Below are 20,486 nucleotides of genomic sequence, written 5' to 3'. Positions count from 1 at the left end.
GGGCGGCGCCGTCCGGATCAGGTGCGGTCGATGTGCACGCTGGTGGACTTCACGCGGGCGGTGGCCCGCATGCCGACCTCCAGCCCGAGCTCCTCGACGGCCTCACGGGTGAGCAGCGAGACCAGGCGGTGGGGACCTGCCTGGATCTCGACCTGGGCGGCCACGTGGCCGAGTTCGACGGCCGTGACGATGCCGGGAAAGGCATTGCGCGCCGAGGTGTACGGCTCCCCGTCCTCGAGGTGGGCACCCTGGCCCACCTCGACGGAGAAGGCGGCCAGGTCGCGTCCGTCGATCAGGCGTCGGCCGCCTTCGTCGCGATGGGTCACGACCCGGCCGGCGTCGGCCCAGCGGCGAGCGGTGTCCGGGCTGACGCCCAGCAGACGCGCCGCCTGTCCGATGGTGTAGGACTGCATGGGCGACAACGTATGGGTACGTGTGGCGCATTTGCAATTCTTTTGGCCTGATCTCCATGGCAGATGCCATACTTCTTGGCGCATCTGCCAAAACTCGTTCCGGCCCACCGCACCCGGCTCGCTAGTGCTGTGGCCGGAAGGGTTTGCCGGGTCGCGGTGTCGGGTGCGGTGCATCGCAAGGCGGAGGGCCGCGGGCCGTACCGGACGTACTTCCGTGGTCCGACAACGCGGCGAGGTGCCGTACCGGGCGCCGTGACCCGGTGGACCTTTCTGGTCACAGCACTAGAGTCGGGGCATGGCTGATGAGGGAACGGGAACGGGCACGGTACGGGTCGACGCGTGGATCTGGTCCGTGCGCCTGACCAAGACCCGCTCGATCGCGGCGACCGCCTGCCGGGCGGGCCACGTGAAGGTCAACGGAGAGCGCGCCAAGCCGGCGCAGCCCGTGCGCGCGGGGGACGAGGTACGGCTCTTCCACGCGGGGCGCGAGCGGATCGTCGTCGTCAAGCGGCCCGTGTCCAAGCGGGTCGGCGCCCCCGTCGCCGCCGAGTGCCTGATCGACAACAGCCCGCCGCCGCCCACGCCCGTGGAGGCCGCCGTGGTCGGCATCCGCGACCGGGGGGCGGGCCGCCCGACGAAGCGCGAGCGCCGCGAGATCGAAACCCTCCGCGGCCGGCCCTAGGCCATCTCTTTCGGGGTCAGGCCGGGCTCGCGGTGTCCGGCCTGACCGGCGAGGCGCAGGCATGAGAGGTGCGAGGCGCAGCCTCAGGGGTGTCAGGCTTTGTGGTAGGTGTACGCCTCCGCGGCGGCCGCCGTGACCGCCGCCAGGGAGGCTCCCGTGGACGCGGTGACCACCGCCGCCACCGCGCCCTCGACGAACGGCGCGTCCAACAGGGCCGACCCCGGCGGGAGTTCGTCCTCCATCAGCAGGGCCTTCACCGTCAGCACCGAGCTGCCCAGGTCGGCCAGCAGGCCCACCCCGGCGCCGCGGTCCACCTCCCGGGCGGCCGCGACGATCCGCTCCGCGCTCGTGCCGAGCCCGCCGAGGGCCGTGCCGCCCGCCGCGGCCACCGGAGCCACGGGTCCGCCGGCGGCCAGCTCGCGCGCCAGCTCGGCCACCGCCTCCGCGACCCGCGCGCTGTGCGACACGAGCACGATGCCGACCAGGGCCGGGCCGGCGTCGGGCGTGGAGCCGGGCCCCTGCCGCTCGGCCGTCACCGCGCACCCGCCGGCTCCGCCACGTTCGCCAGCGCCCCCAGCAGGAGCGCCGACGAGGTCGCCCCCGGATCCTGGTGGCCGATGCTCCGCTCGCCCAGGTAGCTGGCCCGTCCCTTGCGCGCCCGCATCGGCACCGTCGCCAGCGCCCCGTTCTCCGCCGCGGTCCCGGCCGCCGCGTACGACGTGGCCAGCGCGGCCACCCCCGGCACCAGCGCGTCCAGCATCGTCTTGTCGCCCGGCGTCGCCCCGCCCAGCTGCGCCACCGCCCCGACCCCCTCGAGCAGGGCCGCGCGCAGCTCCGCGTCGGACACCTCGGCCGATTCCCCGAGCGCCTTGCCCGTGCGCCGCAGCAGCGTCCCGTACAGCGGTCCCGACGCCCCGCCGACCGTGGAGATCAGCGTCCTGCCGGCCAGCTGGAGCACCGCGCCCGGCGCCGCGGCCGTCGGCTCGGCCTCCAGGGCGGCGCGCACGGCCGTGAAGCCCCGCAGCAGATTGCTCCCGTGGTCGGCGTCCCCGATGGGGGAGTCGAGCTCGGTCAGCCGGTCCGCCTCCCGTTCCACCGCGGTCGCGGCGGCCGCCATCCAGCGCCGGAAGAACTCTGCGTCACGCACCGGATCTCCTCGCCTCGCACCCGTCGGGCCGGTCCCACCGCCACCATACGTTCACAGACCCCAGCGCAGCGCCGCTGTGCGGACGGGCGCGTCCCACAGCCGCAGCAGCTCCTCGTCGGCCCGGCACAGCGTCACCGAACACCCCGCCATGTCCAGCGATGTGACGTAGTTGCCGACGAGCGCCCGAGCCACCGGCACACCGCGCTCGGCCAGCACCCGCGCCACCTCCGCGTGGAAGCCGTACAGCTCCAGCAGCGGGGTCGCCCCCATCCCGTTGACGAGGGCCAGCACCGGACCGTCTGCCGGCCCGATCTGCGCGAGCTCCTCCAGCACGGCGCCCACCGCGACCTCGGCGATCTCCCGCGCCGACATCATCGGGCGCCGTTCCCGGCCGGGTTCGCCGTGGATGCCGATGCCCAACTCCAGCTCCCCGTCCGGCAGGTCGAAGGTCGGGCTGCCCTTGGCGGGCGTGGTGCACGCGCTCAGCGCCACCCCGAAGCTCCGTGAGCACTCGTCGACCCGCCGGGCGAGCGAGGCCACCCGTTCCAGCGGCGCCCCTTCCTCGGCGGCCGCCCCGGCGATCTTCTCGACGAACAGGGTGGCCCCGGTGCCGCGGCGCCCGGCGGTGAACAGGCTGTCGGTCACCGCGACATCGTCGTCGACCAGGACGCGCTCGATCCGCAGGCCGTCCTCCTCGGCGAGTTCGGCGGCCATCTCGAAGTTCAGCACGTCCCCGGTGTAGTTCTTGACGACGAACAGCACCCCCTGGCCGCAGTCCACGGCCGCGGCCGCCCGCACCATCTGGTCGGGCACCGGCGAGGTGAACACCTCCCCGGGACACGCGGCCGACAGCATCCCGTACCCCACGAACCCGGCATGCAGCGGCTCGTGCCCGGACCCGCCCCCGGACACCACCCCGACCCGCCCGCCGGCGCGCGCGTCCCGCCGTACGACGACCCGCCGCTCGACGTCGACGTCCAGCTCGGGATGGGCGGCCGCCATCCCCCGCAGGGCGTCGGCGACCACGGTCTGCGGACTGTTGATCAGCATTCTCATGGGCATCTCCCGGTGAGGTTGACAGGTGACTCTCTGAGTAGTGTTTTCGCAGGTCAGAGTGCTCAGGTCGCTATGTCGACCTCGGCGGTCCTCGGCGTCTGAAAGCGGGTTCCGGAGGTACTGATGCCGGCCTCTTGCCGACTTCGATGATGACCCGTCAGGTGGCATGCCGACTACGCACCGCTCACTTCGACGGTAGGGGAGCCCACCCCCGCAGCGACAGGCGGACGGGGTCTCGGGCGTGGCGCAGTGCTCTGGCGGCGCTGCGGCGACAGGCGGAATCCCCGCCCCACGGGTTGACCGCCCATCCATGCGCGGTCGGTTCCTCGGCGACCCGCTTCTCGTGGGGGCCTGCCTCCCGCAGGCCCGTTCCTCCTTTCCTCCCGTCCGCCGGATGACCGCCCGTCCTCGACGGCAGCGACCCCGAGGCGCGGATCGTCCTGGCCCAGCACCCCCGACAACCACATGGTCGAGTCCTAGACCGGCACTGCGGGACGACGGCCGGGGAACAGGCCGACCACCAGCGCTACCTGCTCCACCTCACCGCTCGGCAGTGCGTCGAGGCCGGGCTGACGGACGTTTCGTACCGGCGTGTGGACGCGGCCCTCGTCCCCGACGCCGGTACCTCCGACCGGCACGCATGGCCCTTGCGTGGGCGGTCTTGGTCTTGGTCGCGGCCGTGCCCCTGGTCAACGCGGAGCGGTTGCCCGCGCGAGCTGGGCCGGCAGGTCGGGAAGGGGCTCGGCCGGGCGGTTCGGGTGGAGTTCGGCGGTGGCCCACCGGACCTCGCCGCCGAGGCGGGCCTGGAAGCGCAGCAGCCGGCCGTCGGCGTCGATCCAGTAGCGGGTGTTGCCGAGCCGGCCGCGTCCCGCAGGGGCGCCCGGGGCTCCCGGGCCGGCCGCGACGATGACGGGGACGTCGTCGATCCGGTCGTCGCGCAGCCAGCGTGCGTCGCTGTGGGCCAGGAGTTGTGCGTTGTCGGGCCTGTCGGAGCCGAGGTGCAGGAGGAGGAGCAGCAGGGAGTCCAGCGCTGTCGAGTGCGGCCGGAGCGGATGGAACTCCCACCCGGAGGCGGGTGGCCGGTCCGGGAGCCCCCCGGTCCAGCGGGGGCGGGTGGCGACGCCTTGCGGGCTCCAGTGCACCAGCTCCTGGGTGGGGGGTGTGCCGTCGTCGCGGATCTCCGCGTAGCCGTGGTGGCCGCGCCAGTCGATGCGCCCGGTGAGGGTGATGGTCCGGCGGTGGGACGGGACGGTGGCGGTGACGTCGCCGGTGCCCCGACGGTAGGTGGCGAACCGGGCCAGCGCCATGCGGTCGGCTTCCGCGGAAGTGAGGCGTCGGGGTGCGGCGGCCTCGGTGTCGCGGGACGGGGCGGAGCAGGCGGTGAGCACCAGCAGGGACGCCGGCACAGCGGACAGGAAGGTGCGGCGGTTCATCGGCGGTCCCGGCTGTGCTCCGCGAGCAACGTCGGTGGGGGCACGGGGACGTCCGCCGGATCGACCGGTGCGGGCGTTGTGGCGGGTGTGGCCGGTGCGGTGGCGGCTCGGGGGAGCTGGGGCTGCGCGGGGGGCAGGGGGACGTCGAGGAACGGGAGCCCGGGAGGTGCCGGCGGGGTGGCGGGCAGTGCGTGGCCCCCGGGCGCGGGGGTGGTGCGACCCGGGCAGGCCATGGCCGTCGCCAGGTCCGCGGGCACCGTGGGCCCGACCGGCCCGGTGAAGCAGTTGCCGGTGCCGGGAGCAAGGGCCGAGGCGAGGTGGGCGGCGTCGAAGGCGTTGGCGGCGAAGACGTTGTCGGTCACCCGGTTGCCGACGGGCGGAAGGTCCTCGGTGGAGGTGAGGACCAGGCCGGCCCGGGGGTGGCCGGTGATGCGGTTGCGCGTGATGGTGTTGTCGCGGCCGCCGGCGATGCCGAGGCCGATCCCGTAGCCGCCATCGGCCTGTTCGGGGGTGCCGGGGGCGGCGTTGCCTGCGATGAGGTTGCCGGCGATGGTGGCTCCGGTCTGGGGAGTGAGGGCTTCGAGGTAATCGGAGCCGATGGTCATCCCGACCCGGTTGCCGGTGAAGCGGTTCCCGACGATCCACAAGGGGCCGCTGGCGTTGGTGTTCTCGTAGCCCACCGCGTTGCGCTCCGCGGTGTTGCCGCGCACGAGGATCCCGCACGGCTTGCACTGACCGACATAGATACCCGAATCGGCGCTGCCGGACGCGTAGTTGTGCTCGATGGTCCCGTGGCGGGCGTTGAAGGCGTAGATACCGTAGAGGCCGTTGTTCGCCGCGGTGACGTAGCGGATGCGGAAGCCGTCGAGCGGAGGGTCGGTCACCGGGTCGAGGCGGTGGTAGCCGTCGCTGCCGCGCCCGACGCCCTCGTCGCCGTTCTTCAGCCCCGTCACCAGGACGCCGTTCTGCAGGTGGCTTCGGACGGTGAGGTTCTCGACGGTGACGCCGGGCGCGGTGACCACGACGCCGTTGCCGCGTCGGCCCTCGCCGTCGATGACCACCCGATTGCGGTCGGTGCCGCGCAGGGTCACCTGGCGCGTGCGGAGCCGAACGGTCTCTCGGTAGCGGCCGGGTGAGACCAGTACCAGGTCGTGGGGGCGGGCCCGTTCGAGTGCGGCGGTGACGGTCGGTGCCTCGGCGGGTACGCGGATGGTGACGGGACCGCGCGGGGCGTCGTCGCCCGGGCCGGTGGTCCCGGCGGCGCAGGCGGTCGCCGCCACGCAGGCCAACAGCGCGGCGGCAAGTCGGAGTCGGTGTGGGGAGTGGGAAACGGACACGGTGTGACGTCCTCGTCCGGGAGCGTGCGGTGCGGGCCGCGACGGTCGGCCGTCGATCATTACTGCGTAGAGTACTCACATGAACACGCAGCGTGACAACTCTTCGATGGTTCGCCGGTCCTTGCTCGGTCTGCTGCCCATCGCGGCGGCCCTGGGTGCCTGTCGGCCCGACACCCACTCGGTCACCCTGCCGGGACCGCGCGCGGCGGGAGACGGGTCCCCCGTGCGTGGCGGGGTCGAACCGGCCGACACGCATCAGGCGGGGGTCGACCGCCCGGCGCAACCGCAGACCCACGCGGTGGTGTCGGTGTACGACCTCCCCTCGGAAGCCGGTCCCGCCCAGGTGGCCGCCCGGCTGGGAGAGGCTGTCCTGGAGCTGACCGGGAAACCCGGCGAGGCGCTGGGCGTGGAGGCCGCGGGCCTGACCGTGACCGTGGGATTGGGGCCGCGTCCGGTCGGATCCGCCGGACAGGGGCTGCCGGGCGGGCTGGAACTGCCGGCCTTCGCCCGCGAGGAACGGACGGATCGGACGTGGGGCGGTGACCTGCTGGTGCAGGTGTGCGCGAACGACCCGGTCTCCGTCGCCCTCGCCGACAAGCGTCTTGCCGAGATCCTCACCGCCGGGGGTGCGTCGGGCCGGTGGTCGCAGGCGGGCTTCCGGCCGCCGGGTGGCGGGCCTGTCCGCAACCTGCTGGGCTTCCCCGACGGGATCGAGAACCCCCGCACGCGCCCCGAACTGGACCGGGAGGTGTGGCTGGACGGTCCCGGCCCGTTCGCCGACGGGACGATCGCCGTCGTGAGGCGGCTGCGCGTCGACGTCACCGGTTTCCTCGACCAGTCCGTCGTCCGGCAGGAGGAGGCGATCGGCCGCCGCAAGGCGGACGGCGCACCGCTCAGCGGCGGGGAGGCGCTGGGCCGGCTCGATCTGTCGGCGAAGACACCGCGCGGCCGGTACCTGGTGCCGGCCATGGCGCATGCCCGGCGGGCCAATCCCAACGCCACGGGCAGCGGCAGGATGCTCCGCCGCGGATACAGCTACCGCAACGGCCCCGACGACCAAGGGTTGCTCTTCGTCAGCTTCCAGCGCCGGCTCCGGACCTTCATCGCCACGCAGCGACGCCTCGACGACGGCGACGACCTGATGCGGTTCGTGACCGCCACCGCCTCCGCAGCCTTCTTCGTTCCGCCTGCGTTCACGCCCGAACGGCCCCTTGGTAGAGGCCTCTTGGGGGAGCGGAGCTGAATCCGTTCTTCAGGGCCCACCCCACGGTGGGACGGGTCACTCAATGGTGCGAATCGAACGCCGCAGCCTTTCGGGGAAGATCGACAACACGAAACGATGGTCACTCAACGTATTCATCGCCACTTTGTGTGACATCGAGGAGAGTCTTGAGAGCCTTGAGGAAGGCCTTGGTGGCAGTCGCCGCCGGCCTCGCCCTGACCACCGGCATGCTCCAGCAGCCCGCCCTCGGCGCCGATCCCAGCGACGGCACCGTCCGCATCAAAGTCATCCGCGACTCCAACACCGACGGCCGCCACGACGGCGCGGCCGAACCCCCGGCAGCCGGCATCACCGTCGAGCTGACAGACGTCGACGGCAACCAGGTCACCGCAGTGACCGGTCCCGACGGATACGCGGTCTTTCCGCCGAACACCACCCTTACCGGCGGCAAGTACTACGTCCGGATGAAGATGCCCAACGGCTCCTTCCTCCAGCCCACCTTCGGCGCCGCAGGCGGCCTCGCGTCGAACGCCACCGTCATCGACGTGATCGACGGGGACGCCGAGCTCACCATGGGTGTGCGCAACCCGGCCGACTGGTGCGAGGACAACCCCCGGCTGAGCACCGTCTGCCAGGTCGCGGCCACCAAGTCCGGCGGCGTGCGCACCACGGTGACCTTCGACTTCAACGAACGCGGCGACAGCAACAGCGGCAACACCACCACCCTCGCCACGCGCAACGACACCGGCAACACCTACGGCGTCGCCTACCACAAGGCGCAGCGCCGCATCTTCACCGGCGCCCACGCCAAGCGGCACACCGTCTACGGTCCTTCGGGGCAGGGTGCCATCTACGTCACCCCCCGCGCCGGCGGCGCCACCACGCTGTTCACCACCGTCCCCAACGCCGGCACCACCGCGCACCAGGACTCCGTCCGCTTCGACGGACCCTTCGTCGGCACCGTCGGCAAGGAGTCCCTCGGAGACATCGACATCTCCGAGAACAACCGGCAGCTCTACGCCGTCAATCTCAACGACCGCCGCCTGTACACGTACGACGCCGGGCAGCCGACCGCCGCGGCGCCGGTGACCTCCGTGGCCATCCCCAATCCGGGCTGCCGGGCCGCGAGCGACTGGCGGCCCTTCGGACTCGGCGTGCGCGACGGCGTCGTGTACGTCGGTGGTACCTGTTCGGCCGAGTCCACCCAGAACGCGGCCGATCTCCAAGCGGCCGTGTGGACCTACAACCCGGTCACCGCGACCTTCGGTGCGACGCCGCTCCTCACCAAGGCCCTCAACTTCCCGCGCGGAGAAGCCGCCGTCGGGACTCCTTCGTCCAACCGCTGGTACCCGTGGACGACCAGCGCCGCCACCTTCCCGGCGCCGAGCCAGATCGTCGCCCACCCCGAGCCGATCCTCAGCGACATCGCCATCGAGAGCAACGGCGACATGGTCCTCGGCTTCCGGGACCGCTTCGCCGACATGACCGGCTTCCAGATGGAGCACCCCAACACCGCCTACAGCGGACTGCACTCCACCATCTCGGGCGGCGACCTGAACCGGGCCTGCCGCAAGGCGGACGGCTCCTTCGAGTGGGAGGGCACCGGCAACTGCCCGAACAACGCCCCGACCCGGCCCAACGGCGGCCAGGCCGCCAACGTCGTCGAGTTCTACCCGGGTGAGAACTGGCCCAACGTCCACCAGGAGGTCGCCCAGGGCGCCATCGGCCTCTCACTGCGCGAGGGCCGCCTCGCCGGCACCGCCCTGGACCCGACCAACCAGGCCTGGACCGGCGGTATCGGCTTCTTCGACCGCAACACCGGAAGCCGCGGCACCAACACCTTCGAGCACGGCTTCAGCATCCAGAAGCTCAACGACCCGCTCGACGGCGGTTTCGGCAAGGCCAATGGCCTCGGTGACCTGGAGACGCTCTGCGACGAGCCGGCCGTCCAGATCGGCAGCCGTGTCTGGTACGACCGCAACAAGGGCGGCGCGCAGAGCGTCGACGACGACGAACCGGGCATTCCCGGCGTCACCGTCCAACTTCTTGCCGACGACGGCACCCTGATGGCCACCGTCCGCACCGGCGCGGACGGCGCCTACTACTTCGGCCCCGAGCACGGTGTCCGTCCCAACACCAAGTACAAGATCCGCTTCGACAAGTCCACCGCCGACACCAGCGTGATCAACTCCCGCCGTCCGCCCGCCGCGACCGGCCTCGTATGGTCCCCCGTGCAGAGCGCCGGCCCGGGCTCCACGGACATCGACTCCGACGCCGTCCCCGAGACTGTGGCCACCGGCCAGTACGCCACCGCCGAAGTGACCAGCGGCGTACCGGGCACCGTCGACCACACCATCGACGCCGGCCTGTTCATCAACCGCCTCTGACCCCCTCCTGCGTCCCGCAGCAGGCCAGGGCGACCGTGTACCGGGCATCCGTGGGCGGTCCGGCCGGCAGGGGCGAGCGGGATGCGGCGAGGCACCCGGGACGACGGTCCCGGGTGCCTCGCCGTGCTGCCGCTCGCTACCGCGCCTGGCGGCACTGGCCCGTTCGGGGGCCCGTGACGACCGTGCCCGTCTGTACCAGGTTCGGCTCGTTGCCCTCGCAGCGCAGCGGTCCGGTGACCCCGTTGGCCTGGAACGCCGGGACGTCCTCCCCGGCCCGCAGGCCGCTGCCGCTGTTGCCGTCGATCTGCACCGGTCCGGTGACGGTGTTGGCCGAGGCTTGGAGACCGCCCGTGTTGCCCAAGAGACTCAGCGGCCCCTGGAACGTGTTGCCGGCGCAGCCCGCCGCCTCGTCCTGCGAGCCGATCAGCACGTAACCGGCAGTCCCCGTGACGGACACGGGGCCGGTGAGGTACGACCCGCAGACACTCACGGCGAGAGCGTCTTCGGCGGAGACGGGACCCGCGACGCGTGCGTCCGACAGGGCCAGGGACCCGCCCGGCGCCACCGTGACCGGGCCCGTCTGGCTGCCGCCGGAGCCGAAGCAGAGCGCCTGGCCGGCGCGCACGGTCAGGGCGCCGACGCGCGCGGTGGTGATGCACGGCCGGCTGAATCCCACCGTCACCCCCGAGGGCGCCGCCGTCGCGCCCGGCGTGTGGCTCGCGTCCCCGCTGTACGTCGCGGTGATCGAGTGGTTGCCGGGCTGGAACGCGCCGGTACGCAGCTGCGCACGGCCCGCGTTCAGCGGGACGGTCGCCAGCGGGGTCGTCCCGTCGAGGAACGTGACGGTTCCGCCCGGGGCGTCCGTCGCCGGATTCGCCGAGGTGGCGGTGGCGGTGAGGGTGACGGCGTGGCCGAACAGCGGCGTGGCCGTGTCCGCGGCCACCGCGAGCGAGGCTCCGTACCGGAAGGTGACCACCGCCTTTCCGTTGCCCCGGTTGACGCCCTGGGCGAGGGTGACTCCGGTGGCGGAGGGCGCCGCGTAGCTGCTGCCACCGCCTCCGCCGGCCCCGGCGAGGTCGCCGGGCCGACCGCCGCCGGAGCCGCCGCCACCGGCGAAGTAGCCGCCGCCACCGCCGCCACCGCCGTTGCCGCCGCCACCGCCGTTGCCACCGGAGCCACCGCTGCCGGGGTTGGGTTGGCTGCCGTACTGGTCGATGTCGCTGCCCGCGCCTCCCGGCGCGCCGACGGTGTTGTTGCGGGGTCCGCCCGCCCCGTGGGCGGACAGGGTTCCACCGCCGCCCGCGAGGCCGGAGCCCTCCGGGCCGCCGCCCTGGCCGCCGGGCTGCGCTTCGAGCCCACCGCCGTGGCCGCCGTGCAGCAGCGGCCCGCCGTTGCCCGCGCCGCCGCCGCCGCCGGCCACCAGGACCCGGTCGGCGCCGCCGAAGGCGCCCGTACGCAGATCGCTCGCGCCGCCGCCGGAACCGCCGCCGCCGTGGGCGCCGCCTCCACCGGAGCCGTGGCCGCGGCCGCCGGGGCGGGCGTACTCGCCCTTCCGGGAGGTCCCCGAGCTGCCGACTCCGCCTACGGTGATCTGGAGGCTCTGGCCCGGCGTGACGGCCAGGTCCGCGCGGGTCTCGCCGCCCAGTCCGCCGGGTGCGCCGTCGTTCGGGGGGCTGGGGAGGACGAAGCCGGCCGCGCTTCCGCCCTCGGCGCCGAAGAGATCGACCGTCACCGCGGTCACCCCGGCCGGGACGGTGAAGGTGTCCGTGGCGACGGCGGTGTAGGAGCAACTGGGCGGCGCGGAAGTGAAGACGCCGCCCGCGCCGCAGGGGCCGGCGGCGGTCGGGGCCGACGGATCGGCCGTCGCGGGCAGGGGCGCCATCACGGCGGCCACCAGCCCGGCCGCGGCGGCAGCCTTCAGGATCTTCGATCGGTACATGCTCAAGAGGGTTCCAAACGACGTTACTTGGGAGACGAGTTGTGCAGGGCCGCAGCCGGCCACGACCGTGGCCATGGCTGCGGCGACCGCGCTACGGGGGCTCAGACGCCGTCGTCGGCGCACAGCGCCCAGACGTCGGAGTAGGTGTTCGGGGAGCTGGGGGCCCCGGTGTGGGTGAAGGCCGACCAGTACGAGGCCGTGGTGGTCCCGTTCGCGAGCGGGTTGCCGCCGGAGTCGCTGGGGTAGCTGCCGTTGAGGTGGTCGCCCGGGGAGCCCGGCCCGGTGAAGTTCGTGGTCGTGACGCTGCCTCCGCTGATCGCGGCCCCGCCGCTGACCAGCTTGCCGTCGTTCTGGCCGCAGCCGACGGTCACGGTCGAGCCGCTGGTGCCGGCGGTGGGGCCGCTGACCTCGGAGAAGCGGACCTTGACGGTCGTCCCGCCGATGTTGATGTTGTTGCCGCTGCAGATGGCGTACGCGTACGTGGTGTTGCCACTGTCGCCGCCGCCGCCGTTCCAGCCCACGGCGCTCCAGGAGTCGGGGTTGGTCTCGCCGTCGGCCGCGGCCTTCTGGCCGTAGGAGTGGGCGGAGTCGTTGAAGGTGGGGAAGCCGGCGATCGGCTTGAGGCTGCCGACGCCGGCGGGCGTGATGCGCGCTCCGCCGCCGAGCAGCCGGGTGTTGGCCGGGCAGGTCGCGGTGACGAGGCCCACCGTCGAGCTGGTGGTGGGTCCGGCGACCTTGTTCATCACCACCTGGGTGTGGTTGATCAGGCTGCTGCTGAAGCACATCGCGTACGGGGTGCTGGAGAAGGAGGCGTTGACCGCGCCGCCGCTCCCGCCGATGCCGAGCCAGTAGGTCACGTCGGTGCCGACGACTCCCGTGGAGCCGAGGTACTCGGTGCTGCCGTCGGGGCTCGGCGAAGTGCCGTTGATCTTGTTGCCGTTCGACGAAGTGCCGGTGCCGATGGCCTGGTTGATCCCGCCACCGGAGATCAGGCCGCTGCTGCAGGCGGCGTTGGTCGTGATCTCGGAGAAGGCGGAGCCGGGACCCGCGGTGGCCCCGGGGGTCTGCACGGTCACACCGACCGTGTTGGCGTACGCGCTTCCCGGTATGGCCAGGATCAGCAGAGCGCCCGCGACCAGCGCCTTCCCCGCGGCAGAGCGCCGCAGAAGCATGTTTCTCATCAAAATGTCCCTTTCGGAGTGGATCTCGGCTTGAGGCGGCCGGCCGCGGGCGCATGGCGGTGTCGCGGTGCGGGTGCGGGGCCGTGGAGGAGCGCCAGGGGCACCCCTGAGAGCGCGTCGGCGAAGGGGTGGAGAGCCGGGCGGACCAGGTCGTGGGCCGCCGCGAGCTGACGAGCATGCGGATTGCGCTTGCGGAATGTATCAGTCAGATAGGGCTGCAAGTAAGGCAGATTCGATGAATTCACCTAGCAGATGCGGTACTCGCCAGTAGCGGTTTCGGAGGCGCGCGACCCTGGGCCGCTGCTGCAGGCATGCGGCCGGAGGCGGATCTGCGCCTGGGTATCGGAGCGCCGGCCGCCGGACCCAGGGGCTGCGCGCGTCACCGAGTCAGGCCCGCTTCGCCTCTGACGGCGGCCGACGAGGAGATCCGGTCCGCGAGATCGAGCAGGTGGAAACCGTGGCGGCACTGCTGCGGAATGCGGCAGCGGAGGACAGAGTCTGCTCGGAGATCCGGTACACGTCGTCCGCGACCATCCGCTCGATGTCGGCGGCGTAGGCCTCGCCGTTGTGGCTCATGCTGGGAGTTTGCCGACCTCGATGTCCCCAGGATGGTCCTGACCTGCGGCCGTGCCGAACCAGGGCAAGTTGATCAGCGTCCTCATGCCACTCCATCCGGCATTTCGGCGGGTGTTCAGCTCGGGCTGGACCACCTACGAACCCCGGGGGCGGTCCGTCCGTCGCCACGGTACGAGGCCGGCGGCTCCCGGGGAGGAGGCTGTGGTGTGAACCCGTGCCGGTCCCGCGCGCACCGGCGGCGCCGGCGTCAGCCGCCGCCCTCGAAGGGCCAGGACCGGATGTCGCGGTAGTGGATGGGGCCGGGACCGCGGCCGGTGTTGCTTCCGACGAGGTGGAGGCGACGGGTCTCCCACGGGCGGCCGGTGAAACCGTCGAGCCCGTCGGCGGCCTCCACCGCGCTGGTGGTGTCGTGGCGGCGGGAGCGCGCCAGCGTCAGATGGGGGCGCAGCGGCCGACCGTGGAAGGGGATGCCGCAGTCGGTGACCGCGGCGCGCACGTCGGCGGCGAGGAGGTGCAGTCCGTCGAGGTCCCCATCGATCCCCGTCCACAGGACCCGCTCGTCGAAGTGCCCGCCGCCGCGCAGCGCGAGCCGCAGGGGCCGCCGGGCCTCGGCGAGCTCCGCGAGCGGCGGTCGCAGGAGTTCGACGGCGGTGACCGGGAGCTCGCCGAGGAAGGCCAGGGTGATGTGCCAGTCCTCGATACGGTTCCAGCGCATGCGCGGGTACGCGGCGTAGGTCGGCTCCAGCCGCTGCTCCAGCTCTTCCTTCGCCTCGTCGGGCGGGGCCAGCGCTATGAACACGCGGACGGTCTCCGCCTGGGTCTTTTCACTCACGAGGGTCTTCGTATCCTGTCCGGGCACCTTCCGTCATCTTTGCTCCGACTTCCGGGCCGGCGGTGGTGGAGCCGGTCGATGACGTAGTGGTGCCCGTGTCGCCAACCGCCGGTGGCGGGGCGGGCGTCGGCGAGGTGCGGGTGCCCGGGCGGCAGGTCCGGATGTACGTGGTCCAGCCGGTCCGGGTCCCGGGCCGGCCAGAGCGCCGCCGCGGCCGTGGCGGCGCACAGGGAGACGGCGGCCAGGACCAGGACGGTGAGGGGGAGCCCCGCCCCCGTGGCGAGCCCGCCGGCGAGCGGGTAGGTGAGCAACCAGCAGCCGTGGGAGAGGGAGAACCGGGCGGCGAACGCGGCGGGCAGGTCCGCGGCGGCGGTGGAGCGGCGGATCACCCGGCCCCCCGGAGTCAGGACGGCCGAGCAGGCGGCGCCGATCGTTGCCCAGACGGCCAGGAGCGCCGGCCAGGACCACGCGCGCGGCTCGGTCGCGGTGAGCACGGTCCCGGCCGCCAGGGCCGGCGGGAGGGCGAAGGCGGCGCGGAGCATCACGGCACGGTCGGTGGAGCGTTGCAGGAAGCGGGGCAGGAGCAGCGCGGTCACCATGGAGCCGGCGCCGTACGCCCCGAGGGCGAGCGGGACGGCGCCGGCCGGGCGGTCGAGGTGGCCGCGTACCAGGGAGACGGTGTCGACGAGGACGACGGCTCCGGCGGCGGCGACCGCGAGGTCGAGCGCGAGCAGGGCCCGCAGCCGGGGCGTGGCTCGGAAGAGGCGGGTGCCGAAGAGGGCTTTGGCGCGCACGCCGCCGGTGCGCTCGATCGGGGCGGGTCCGGGCAGGGCCGTGGCGACGATGAGCGCGGCGGAGGCGAGGAATCCGACGGTCGTGCCGGCGAACAGCCAGTCGTACGAGACCAGGGTGAGCAGCGCCGTGGCCAGGACCGGGCTGAAGAGGCTCTCCAGGTCGTAGGCGAGCCGGCTCATCGACAGGGCCCGGGTGTAGTCGCGTTCGGCGGGCAGGATCTCGGGGACGGTGGCCTGGAAGGTGGGGGTGAAGGCCGCCGACGCCGCCTGGAGCAGAAAGATCAGGACGTGGATCTGCCAGATCTCGGTGACGAACGGAAGGGCCGCCGCCGCACCGGCGCGGATCAGGTCCATGGCCGCCATCAGGACGCGTCGGGGTATCCGGTCGGCGACCGCGCCGATCACCGGGGCGATGGTGACGTAGGCGATCATCTTGATCGCGAAGGCGGTGCCGAGGACCGCCGAGGCGTCCTCGCCCGCGAGCTCGTACGCGAGCAGGCTCAGCGCGACGGTGGCGAGGCCGGTCCCGACCAAGGCGATGACCTGGGCGGTGAACAGGCGGCGATAGGCGCTGTTGCGCAGTACGGACAGCACGGTCCCCGTCCCGGTCGGCGGATCGATGGCAGCACGTCGAGACCAGCGTAGTCAACATGTGCGCACCTGTGCACCTGTCGTGCGCCGTTCGGGCGCGTGACACGTGGTGGGTGACAGATGGCGGGTGACACGTGGCGGGTCGCCTACGTGCGCCCGCGATCGGCAGGGCCGCGGTCCTCGGCTACCTGTGGCTCTCCCTGGTCTGCGGCCTGGCCACCTTCGTCCTGTGGTTCCGGGGCATCGGCCTGCTCCCCGTCACCTCCACCGCGTTGCTCGGGGCCGTCGTGCTCGGCCAGACACTCGGCAGGGTCCAACTCGTGGGCTTCGGGCTCGCGCTCGCCGCGATCGTCGCGGGACAGCTCCCGGCACCCGGCCGTCCGACCGGCGGCTCCGACCGGCGCGCCGGTCAGTCGTGCGGCGGGAGGGAACCGAGCTGGTGGTCGGCGACGTTCAGAGCCTCGTCCACCAGCCGCCGCAGATGACCGTGCCCCAGCGCGTAGACGACCCGGCGGCCGTCCTTGCGGGTGGTGACCAGCCCCGCCAGGCGGAGCTTGGCGAGGTGCTGGCTGACGGACGGTCGGGCGGCTCCGCAGGCCTCGGTGAGGGTGGTGACATCGGCCTCGCCCCGGCCGAGACGTTCCATGAGCGCCAGGCGGGTGCGGTCGGCGAGCAGGGCCAGCACGGACGCGGCGGCCTCCAGCCGGTCACCCCGCTCCGGTGTGACCTGGCTACCGGGTACGCCCGGCGCGTCCGGCGTCGCCCCCGCCGGTTGCGCACCGTGTGCACCTGCGAGATGTCTGCCTGCGCTCATGCGCTCATCGTAGGGCGGCCGGCGCACGGGGCGGGCGCCCGGACGCACATGTGCCCGGGCCCCGCCGTCCCCGGAGGGGGTCGGCGGGGCCCGGGCATCGGCGCCACGGTCGGCGTCAGCCGAGCGCGGGAGCCTCCTGCTGAGCCGGAGCCGTCGCTTCCGTGCCCTCGGCGCGCGCGGCCAGGAGCCGCTGGGCGAGGACCCCGAAGACGATGGCGAACACCGCCCACAGGACGAGCTGGACAGCCAGCGAGGCGACCCGGAACTCCCACAGCAGGGCCGCGGGGAAACCGGGCTGGACGGCGTCGCTGTTGTCCGGCAGGACCGCGAACGCCAGGGCGGTGGCGACGATGAAGCCACCCGCCGCTGCCAGCGTCGCGTTCCAGTTGCCCAGGCGCGGTGCCAGCCGCCGCCCGAGGATGATCGCGCCGACGCCGAGCAGCACGCTCAGCAGGATCATCAGGAAGAACAGCGTGGTGCGCTGCCCGATCGTGTCCGGGTTGCCGACCGCCGGCGGGGTGGCCGGGTACTTGAGGAACGGCACCAGGTAGACCAGGGCGAACGCGCCCGCCCCGGTGAGCGCGGCCGTGGCCCGCGGGCTGAACCCGCCGACGCGGCCGAGGGCGAACGAGAACGCGAGCGAGGCGATACCGCCCAGCGCGCCCCCGTAGACCAGAACACCGGTCGCCAGGCCGAAGGTCGACTGAACCGGTCGGCTGACCAGCTCTTCCTCCTCCTCGGCGGCCTCGCCCGGCGCGGCGTCGCCACCGTGCCCGGCGTGGGCGCTCGGGGCGCCCGCGGCGTCCTTGGCGGCCTGGGCCTCTTCCACGGCGATGGAACCCCGTACCGGCGGCTCACCGACCACGTAGGCGACCGCGAAGGCGAACAGCCCGGCGATCAGGCCCGCGAGCATGCCGCGGACCAGTAGTCCTCTGACAGTGGAGGCGTACATGTGCGTGGCCTCTCAGTGGCAGGGGAAGCCGAGCAGATGACGACCGTCGTGCACCCACTCGTGCACGCCTTCACCGGCGAACACGGCCGTGGCGCCCTGTTCGGCACCGACGAAGTACAGGGCGACGAGCATCAGGAGACCGACGAAGAGCGCCCAGGGCAGCACCGCGCGCACAGGCAGCGGAGCCGACAGGGAGCCGGCGGCGGGGGTGGATATGGCAGCGGAAGCGATTGCCTCGGCCATGATGGAACCTCCTTGGGGAACAACGCGTCCCATACGGTGGTGCAGGACGACGGTCCTCGGGTCTGACTCGCCGCGTCGCCATCGTGGAGATGCCGCCGCAGCACACAGTGGCGCGACCATGCCGGATTCACACCGGACTTCCGTCTCGCCGTCGTCGCTATGTGGAAATGTCGCCGTGACGCTACCGTGCGCAGCGCCTGCGGCCAAGACCGTGAGTCCCTGATCACACGCCTACGCTGCGGTAATACGCTTTCGGTGCGGCTCGCGGGATCCGAAGTGTCCGTCAACTGGGCTGGTACGACTGCTAGAATGACCCCGTTGGCCTTCGGCGTGCGTGCCCCCGTGCATGTGTCCGGAGGCTTTTTTCATGCCTTCACGCCATTCCGTCAGTCCTGACGCACCCACGACCCCTGCCACCACCGGCTACCGCGCCCTGCTCCGCAACAAGGAGTTCAGCGGCCTCTACCTCAGCTTCACCCTGACCGTCACCGCGAGCACTTTGTCCGGCTTCGCGCTCGGCACCCTGGTCAACCACCGGACCGGTTCACCGTTCCTGACGGCCGTGAGCATGTACGGCGCCACCTTCGCGACGGTGCTCGGCGCGCTGACGCTGATGTCGGTGGCGGACGGGAAACGGCCCCGCCGGACCCTCCTCCTGCTCCAACTCGTCTCGCTGGTGGGCATCGCCGCCCAGGCGGTCCCGGGGCTGCCGCTCGCGGCCCGGTTCGCGCTGCTGCTGACGCTGGGCTTCTTCCAGTCCCTGGGCACCGGCACCCGGCTGGGGCTGCTCGCCGAGGTCGTCCCCGGCTCCGCGTACGCGCCCGCCCGTTCGCTGATGAACGTCACCGCCGGCGGCACGGTGATCATCGGCTACGCGGTCGGCGCCGTACTGCTGCGGTACCTGAGCCCGTACGGACTCTTCGCCGTCGCCGCGGCCCTGACCGCCCTCGGGACGGCGGTGGTGGCCGCCACCGTCCGGGAGCACTCGATCCGGCTGACCCGCCGACCCGGCCTGCGCCGGACCTGGACGACGAACGCCGAGCTGTTCGCCCACCCCGGCCGGCGGATGCTGCTGCTGAACCTCTGGGTCCCGAACGGCCTGATCGTCGGCTGCGAGGCGCTGTTCCTCTCCTACGACCCGGGCGGGGCGGGCACCCTCCTCGCCGCCGCGTCGGCGGGCATGCTCCTCGGGGACCTGATCGTCGGCCGCCTGCTCGACGCCGAACGCCGCCGCCGGTTCGCCTTCGGACTGCGGCTGCTGCTCGCCGCCCCCTTCCTGCTGTTCGCCGTCCACCCGCCGGTCCTGGTCGCGGCCGTCGCGGTGGGCCTCGCCGGGGTCGGGTTCGCGGCCACCCTGCCCCTCCAGGAGCAGCTCCTCGAACAGACCCCGGACGCCGTCCGCGGCCAGGTCCAGGGAGTCGAGTCGGCCGGCCGGATGACCTGGCAGGGCATCGGCGCCGCGATCGCCGGGGGCCTGGCCCAGTACCTCACCCCGGGGACGGCGATCACCGTCGCCGCCGGGCTCTCGCTGGCCGTCACCCTGCTCTGCCGACCGCGCTCGACTGCCTAGTGCTGTGACCGGGGTGGGCCCGCGGTGGTCGGCACCGCGCCTCGTCGCGTCGTCCTCGGTCGGCGACGCTCGCCACCGTCGTCCGGGGCCGGTGGCGGGGCGACGGCACACACCTCCGATGTATTCGTGCATATGTTCGGTTGACGGGGTTAGGCTGGGGGCATGCACGCAGTCCAGGGCCTTCAGGGTTCCCTCTTCGACCAGGGCGACGAGATCCGGCTCGGCCCGCTCGGCGGGATGCGGCGCACCGAGCTCGGCGCCGGTGCCTGGGTCGACCACCTGCCCGGCTGGCTGAGCGGCGCCGACGCGCTCTTCGAGCGGCTGGCCGCCGACGTGCCGTGGCAGGCCGAGCGGCGGCAGATGTACGAGCGGGAGGTGGAGGTACCCCGGCTGCTCGCCTTCTACGCCGCGGACGAGCCCCTGCCCCACCCCTCGCTCACCGCCGCTCGTGAGGCGCTCACCCGCCACTACGCCGCCGAGCTCGGCGAGCCCTTCACCACCGCCGGCCTGTGTCTGTACCGCGACGGCCGCGACAGCGTCGCCTGGCACGGGGACCGGACCGGCCGGTCCTCGACCGAGGACACGATGGTGGCCATCGTCTCGGTCGGCGACCCGCGCGATCTCGCGTTCCGGCCCCGTGGCGGCGGGGCCACCGTGCTGCGGCTGCCCCTGGGCCACGGTGACCTCGTCGTCATGGGAGGCTCCTGCCAGCGGAGCATGGAGCACGCCGTACCCAAGTCGACGCGGGCCGTCGGCCCCCGCGTCAGCGTCCAGTTCCGAACCCGCGGCGTCCGCTGACCTGTCAATCCGGGCTGGGACGGCAGTGCGAGCGCGCTCGACTCGTTCACCGACATCCGCGAGACGCGGCGCAAGCTGAAGGCGCGGGGCGTGGAGTTCCTGACGGAGGTGGACGCGTCGGGCTCCGGTCCGGGCAGCTTCCTCGTCGTCGACCCGGACGGGAATCCGGTCCTCCTCGACCAGCACGTCCGATCCGGAAGGGGCGGCCCGGATCGTCTCAGGCGGGGGTGCCGGGCTCCTTCGTGGAGCGGGCGGTCCCGGCCGCCGCGTGCAGCGCGCGCAGCGCCAGCAGCAGGATCCCGATGTCGTCGAGGTACACCGGGTCCGGAATCAGGTCCACCGGCGAGACGGTGTAGACGACCGCGACCCAGAACAGGGCCTTGTCCTGCAGCGGGATCCCCGCGTCGACCAGCAGTCGCCGGGCCGCGAAGACTCGTGTCAGCAGCACGGCGGCGAGGATCGCGAGCCCGACCGCGACGAGTGTGCCCAGGGCGAGCCAGACCTTTCCGTCCATGGCGG

20 protein-coding genes and 2 pseudogenes are annotated in these 20,486 nt (G+C 72.9%); 7 read left to right on the top strand and 15 right to left on the bottom strand.

Features of this window, described 5'->3' with window-relative positions:
- Window positions 1–17: 17 nt before the first annotated feature.
- The gene (locus tag AB8A24_RS04925; protein ID WP_369474864.1) at window positions 18–413 is read right to left on the bottom strand and encodes a molybdopterin-binding protein; all 396 of its coding nucleotides are present in this window, start codon (window positions 411–413) and stop codon (window positions 18–20) included.
- Between the two features lie 295 nt (window positions 414–708).
- Between AB8A24_RS04925 and AB8A24_RS04920 the strand changes: the two genes are divergently transcribed.
- Entirely contained in the window at window positions 709–1,095 is a 387-nt protein-coding gene (locus AB8A24_RS04920) for an RNA-binding S4 domain-containing protein (protein ID WP_266387876.1), read from the top strand.
- A 92-nt stretch (window positions 1,096–1,187) separates the two neighbouring features.
- On the opposite strand, the gene AB8A24_RS04915 is transcribed toward AB8A24_RS04920, so the two are convergent.
- The 5 genes from AB8A24_RS04915 to AB8A24_RS04895 all read right to left on the bottom strand — a co-directional run bounded on the left by AB8A24_RS04915 (window position 1,188) and on the right by AB8A24_RS04895 (window position 6,068).
- Window positions 1,188–1,631 carry a PTS fructose transporter subunit IIA gene (locus tag AB8A24_RS04915; RefSeq protein WP_328964590.1) on the bottom strand — a complete coding sequence of 148 codons (444 nt, stop codon included), beginning with the start codon at window positions 1,629–1,631 and terminating at the stop codon, window positions 1,188–1,190.
- The gene (gene dhaL, locus AB8A24_RS04910; RefSeq protein ID WP_369474862.1) at window positions 1,628–2,242 is read right to left on the bottom strand and encodes a dihydroxyacetone kinase subunit DhaL; all 615 of its coding nucleotides are present in this window, start codon (window positions 2,240–2,242) and stop codon (window positions 1,628–1,630) included. Before dhaL ends, AB8A24_RS04915 begins: the two co-directional genes overlap by 4 nt.
- 51 nt (window positions 2,243–2,293) lie before the next feature.
- Entirely contained in the window at window positions 2,294–3,298 is a 1,005-nt protein-coding gene (gene dhaK, locus AB8A24_RS04905; protein WP_369474860.1) for a dihydroxyacetone kinase subunit DhaK, read from the bottom strand.
- 689 nt (window positions 3,299–3,987) lie between these two features.
- Window positions 3,988–4,731, bottom strand: coding sequence for a hypothetical protein (locus AB8A24_RS04900; RefSeq protein WP_328964593.1), 744 nt, complete (start codon window positions 4,729–4,731; stop codon window positions 3,988–3,990).
- Window positions 4,728–6,068, bottom strand: coding sequence for a nitrous oxide reductase family maturation protein NosD (locus tag AB8A24_RS04895; RefSeq protein WP_369474858.1), 1,341 nt, complete (start codon window positions 6,066–6,068; stop codon window positions 4,728–4,730). Before AB8A24_RS04895 ends, AB8A24_RS04900 begins: the two co-directional genes overlap by 4 nt.
- A gap of 79 nt (window positions 6,069–6,147) precedes the next feature.
- Here AB8A24_RS04895 and AB8A24_RS04890 point away from each other — a divergent pair, with 79 nt between their 5' ends.
- Both AB8A24_RS04890 and AB8A24_RS04885 read left to right on the top strand, forming a co-directional pair.
- Window positions 6,148–7,311, top strand: a complete 1,164-nt coding sequence (locus AB8A24_RS04890; protein WP_369474856.1) for a Dyp-type peroxidase — start codon at window positions 6,148–6,150, stop codon at window positions 7,309–7,311.
- 170 nt (window positions 7,312–7,481) lie between these two features.
- Entirely contained in the window at window positions 7,482–9,677 is a 2,196-nt protein-coding gene (locus tag AB8A24_RS04885; protein ID WP_369474854.1) for an SdrD B-like domain-containing protein, read from the top strand.
- Window positions 9,678–9,813: 136 nt separating this feature from the next.
- On the opposite strand, the gene AB8A24_RS04880 is transcribed toward AB8A24_RS04885, so the two are convergent.
- The 5 genes from AB8A24_RS04880 to AB8A24_RS04860 form a co-directional block, all read right to left on the bottom strand.
- The gene (locus AB8A24_RS04880) at window positions 9,814–11,616 is read right to left on the bottom strand and encodes an Ig-like domain-containing protein (protein ID WP_369474852.1); all 1,803 of its coding nucleotides are present in this window, start codon (window positions 11,614–11,616) and stop codon (window positions 9,814–9,816) included.
- 101 nt (window positions 11,617–11,717) lie between these two features.
- Window positions 11,718–12,797, bottom strand: a complete 1,080-nt coding sequence (locus AB8A24_RS04875; protein ID WP_328964598.1) for a hypothetical protein — start codon at window positions 12,795–12,797, stop codon at window positions 11,718–11,720.
- A 387-nt stretch (window positions 12,798–13,184) separates the two neighbouring features.
- On the bottom strand, window positions 13,185–13,373 hold the full coding sequence (locus AB8A24_RS04870) for a hypothetical protein (protein WP_328964599.1): 189 nt from the start codon (window positions 13,371–13,373) through the stop codon (window positions 13,185–13,187).
- 247 nt (window positions 13,374–13,620) lie between these two features.
- Entirely contained in the window at window positions 13,621–14,205 is a 585-nt protein-coding gene (gene thpR, locus AB8A24_RS04865) for an RNA 2',3'-cyclic phosphodiesterase (RefSeq protein WP_328964600.1), read from the bottom strand.
- Window positions 14,202–15,593, bottom strand: coding sequence for an MFS transporter (locus tag AB8A24_RS04860; RefSeq protein ID WP_369474848.1), 1,392 nt, complete (start codon window positions 15,591–15,593; stop codon window positions 14,202–14,204). The genes thpR and AB8A24_RS04860 overlap by 4 nt, the downstream gene beginning before the upstream one ends.
- 152 nt (window positions 15,594–15,745) lie before the next feature.
- Between AB8A24_RS04860 and AB8A24_RS04855 the strand changes: the two are divergent.
- A pseudogene (locus AB8A24_RS04855) lies at window positions 15,746–16,075 on the top strand (hypothetical protein); the annotation flags it as partial.
- On the opposite strand, the gene AB8A24_RS04850 reads toward AB8A24_RS04855, so the two are convergent.
- From AB8A24_RS04850 to AB8A24_RS04840, 3 genes are all read right to left on the bottom strand, one after another.
- Window positions 16,000–16,404, bottom strand: a complete 405-nt coding sequence (locus tag AB8A24_RS04850; protein ID WP_328964601.1) for a metalloregulator ArsR/SmtB family transcription factor — start codon at window positions 16,402–16,404, stop codon at window positions 16,000–16,002. The pseudogene AB8A24_RS04855 and the gene AB8A24_RS04850 overlap by 76 nt on opposite strands.
- A 115-nt stretch (window positions 16,405–16,519) precedes the next feature.
- The gene (locus tag AB8A24_RS04845; protein ID WP_369474846.1) at window positions 16,520–17,356 is read right to left on the bottom strand and encodes a CbtA family protein; all 837 of its coding nucleotides are present in this window, start codon (window positions 17,354–17,356) and stop codon (window positions 16,520–16,522) included.
- A gap of 12 nt (window positions 17,357–17,368) precedes the next feature.
- The gene (locus tag AB8A24_RS04840) at window positions 17,369–17,599 is read right to left on the bottom strand and encodes a CbtB-domain containing protein (RefSeq protein ID WP_030730185.1); all 231 of its coding nucleotides are present in this window, start codon (window positions 17,597–17,599) and stop codon (window positions 17,369–17,371) included.
- 367 nt (window positions 17,600–17,966) lie between these two features.
- On the opposite strand from AB8A24_RS04840, the gene AB8A24_RS04835 reads away from it, so the two are divergent.
- The 3 genes and pseudogenes from AB8A24_RS04835 to AB8A24_RS04825 all read left to right on the top strand — a co-directional run.
- Window positions 17,967–19,169 (top strand): MFS transporter, encoded by a 1,203-nt coding sequence (locus AB8A24_RS04835; RefSeq protein WP_369474843.1) that lies wholly within the window; start codon window positions 17,967–17,969, stop codon window positions 19,167–19,169.
- Window positions 19,170–19,331: 162 nt separating this feature from the next.
- Window positions 19,332–19,967, top strand: coding sequence for an alpha-ketoglutarate-dependent dioxygenase AlkB (locus AB8A24_RS04830; RefSeq protein WP_328964603.1), 636 nt, complete (start codon window positions 19,332–19,334; stop codon window positions 19,965–19,967).
- A 39-nt stretch (window positions 19,968–20,006) separates the two neighbouring features.
- A pseudogene (locus AB8A24_RS04825) lies at window positions 20,007–20,126 on the top strand (VOC family protein); the annotation flags it as partial.
- Between the two features lie 58 nt (window positions 20,127–20,184).
- Here AB8A24_RS04825 and AB8A24_RS04820 read toward each other — a convergent pair.
- The gene (locus AB8A24_RS04820; RefSeq protein WP_328964604.1) at window positions 20,185–20,481 is read right to left on the bottom strand and encodes a YkvA family protein; all 297 of its coding nucleotides are present in this window, start codon (window positions 20,479–20,481) and stop codon (window positions 20,185–20,187) included.
- Window positions 20,482–20,486 lie beyond the last annotated feature (5 nt).

The organism is Streptomyces sp. BF23-19 (assembly GCF_041106355.1).
GTDB classification, from domain to species: domain Bacteria; phylum Actinomycetota; class Actinomycetes; order Streptomycetales; family Streptomycetaceae; genus Streptomyces; species Streptomyces virginiae_A.
This window is presented reverse-complemented; position numbering and strand designations above follow the sequence as displayed.

Coding starts and splice junctions, on each gene's coding strand:
- AB8A24_RS04925 (WP_369474864.1), bottom strand. CDS start 413: ATGCAGTCCTACACCATCGGACAGGCGGCGCGTCTGCTGGGCGTCAGC.
- AB8A24_RS04920 (WP_266387876.1), top strand. CDS start 709: ATGGCTGATGAGGGAACGGGAACGGGCACGGTACGGGTCGACGCGTGG.
- dhaK (WP_369474860.1), bottom strand. CDS start 3,298: ATGAGAATGCTGATCAACAGTCCGCAGACCGTGGTCGCCGACGCCCTG.
- AB8A24_RS04900 (WP_328964593.1), bottom strand. CDS start 4,731: ATGAACCGCCGCACCTTCCTGTCCGCTGTGCCGGCGTCCCTGCTGGTG.
- AB8A24_RS04890 (WP_369474856.1), top strand. CDS start 6,148: ATGAACACGCAGCGTGACAACTCTTCGATGGTTCGCCGGTCCTTGCTC.
- AB8A24_RS04880 (WP_369474852.1), bottom strand. CDS start 11,616: ATGTACCGATCGAAGATCCTGAAGGCTGCCGCCGCGGCCGGGCTGGTG.
- AB8A24_RS04875 (WP_328964598.1), bottom strand. CDS start 12,797: ATGAGAAACATGCTTCTGCGGCGCTCTGCCGCGGGGAAGGCGCTGGTC.
- AB8A24_RS04870 (WP_328964599.1), bottom strand. CDS start 13,373: ATGAGCCACAACGGCGAGGCCTACGCCGCCGACATCGAGCGGATGGTC.
- AB8A24_RS04850 (WP_328964601.1), bottom strand. CDS start 16,404: ATGAGCGCAGGCAGACATCTCGCAGGTGCACACGGTGCGCAACCGGCG.
- AB8A24_RS04845 (WP_369474846.1), bottom strand. CDS start 17,356: ATGTACGCCTCCACTGTCAGAGGACTACTGGTCCGCGGCATGCTCGCG.
- AB8A24_RS04840 (WP_030730185.1), bottom strand. CDS start 17,599: ATGGCCGAGGCAATCGCTTCCGCTGCCATATCCACCCCCGCCGCCGGC.
- AB8A24_RS04835 (WP_369474843.1), top strand. CDS start 17,967: ATGCCTTCACGCCATTCCGTCAGTCCTGACGCACCCACGACCCCTGCC.
- AB8A24_RS04830 (WP_328964603.1), top strand. CDS start 19,332: ATGCACGCAGTCCAGGGCCTTCAGGGTTCCCTCTTCGACCAGGGCGAC.
- AB8A24_RS04820 (WP_328964604.1), bottom strand. CDS start 20,481: ATGGACGGAAAGGTCTGGCTCGCCCTGGGCACACTCGTCGCGGTCGGG.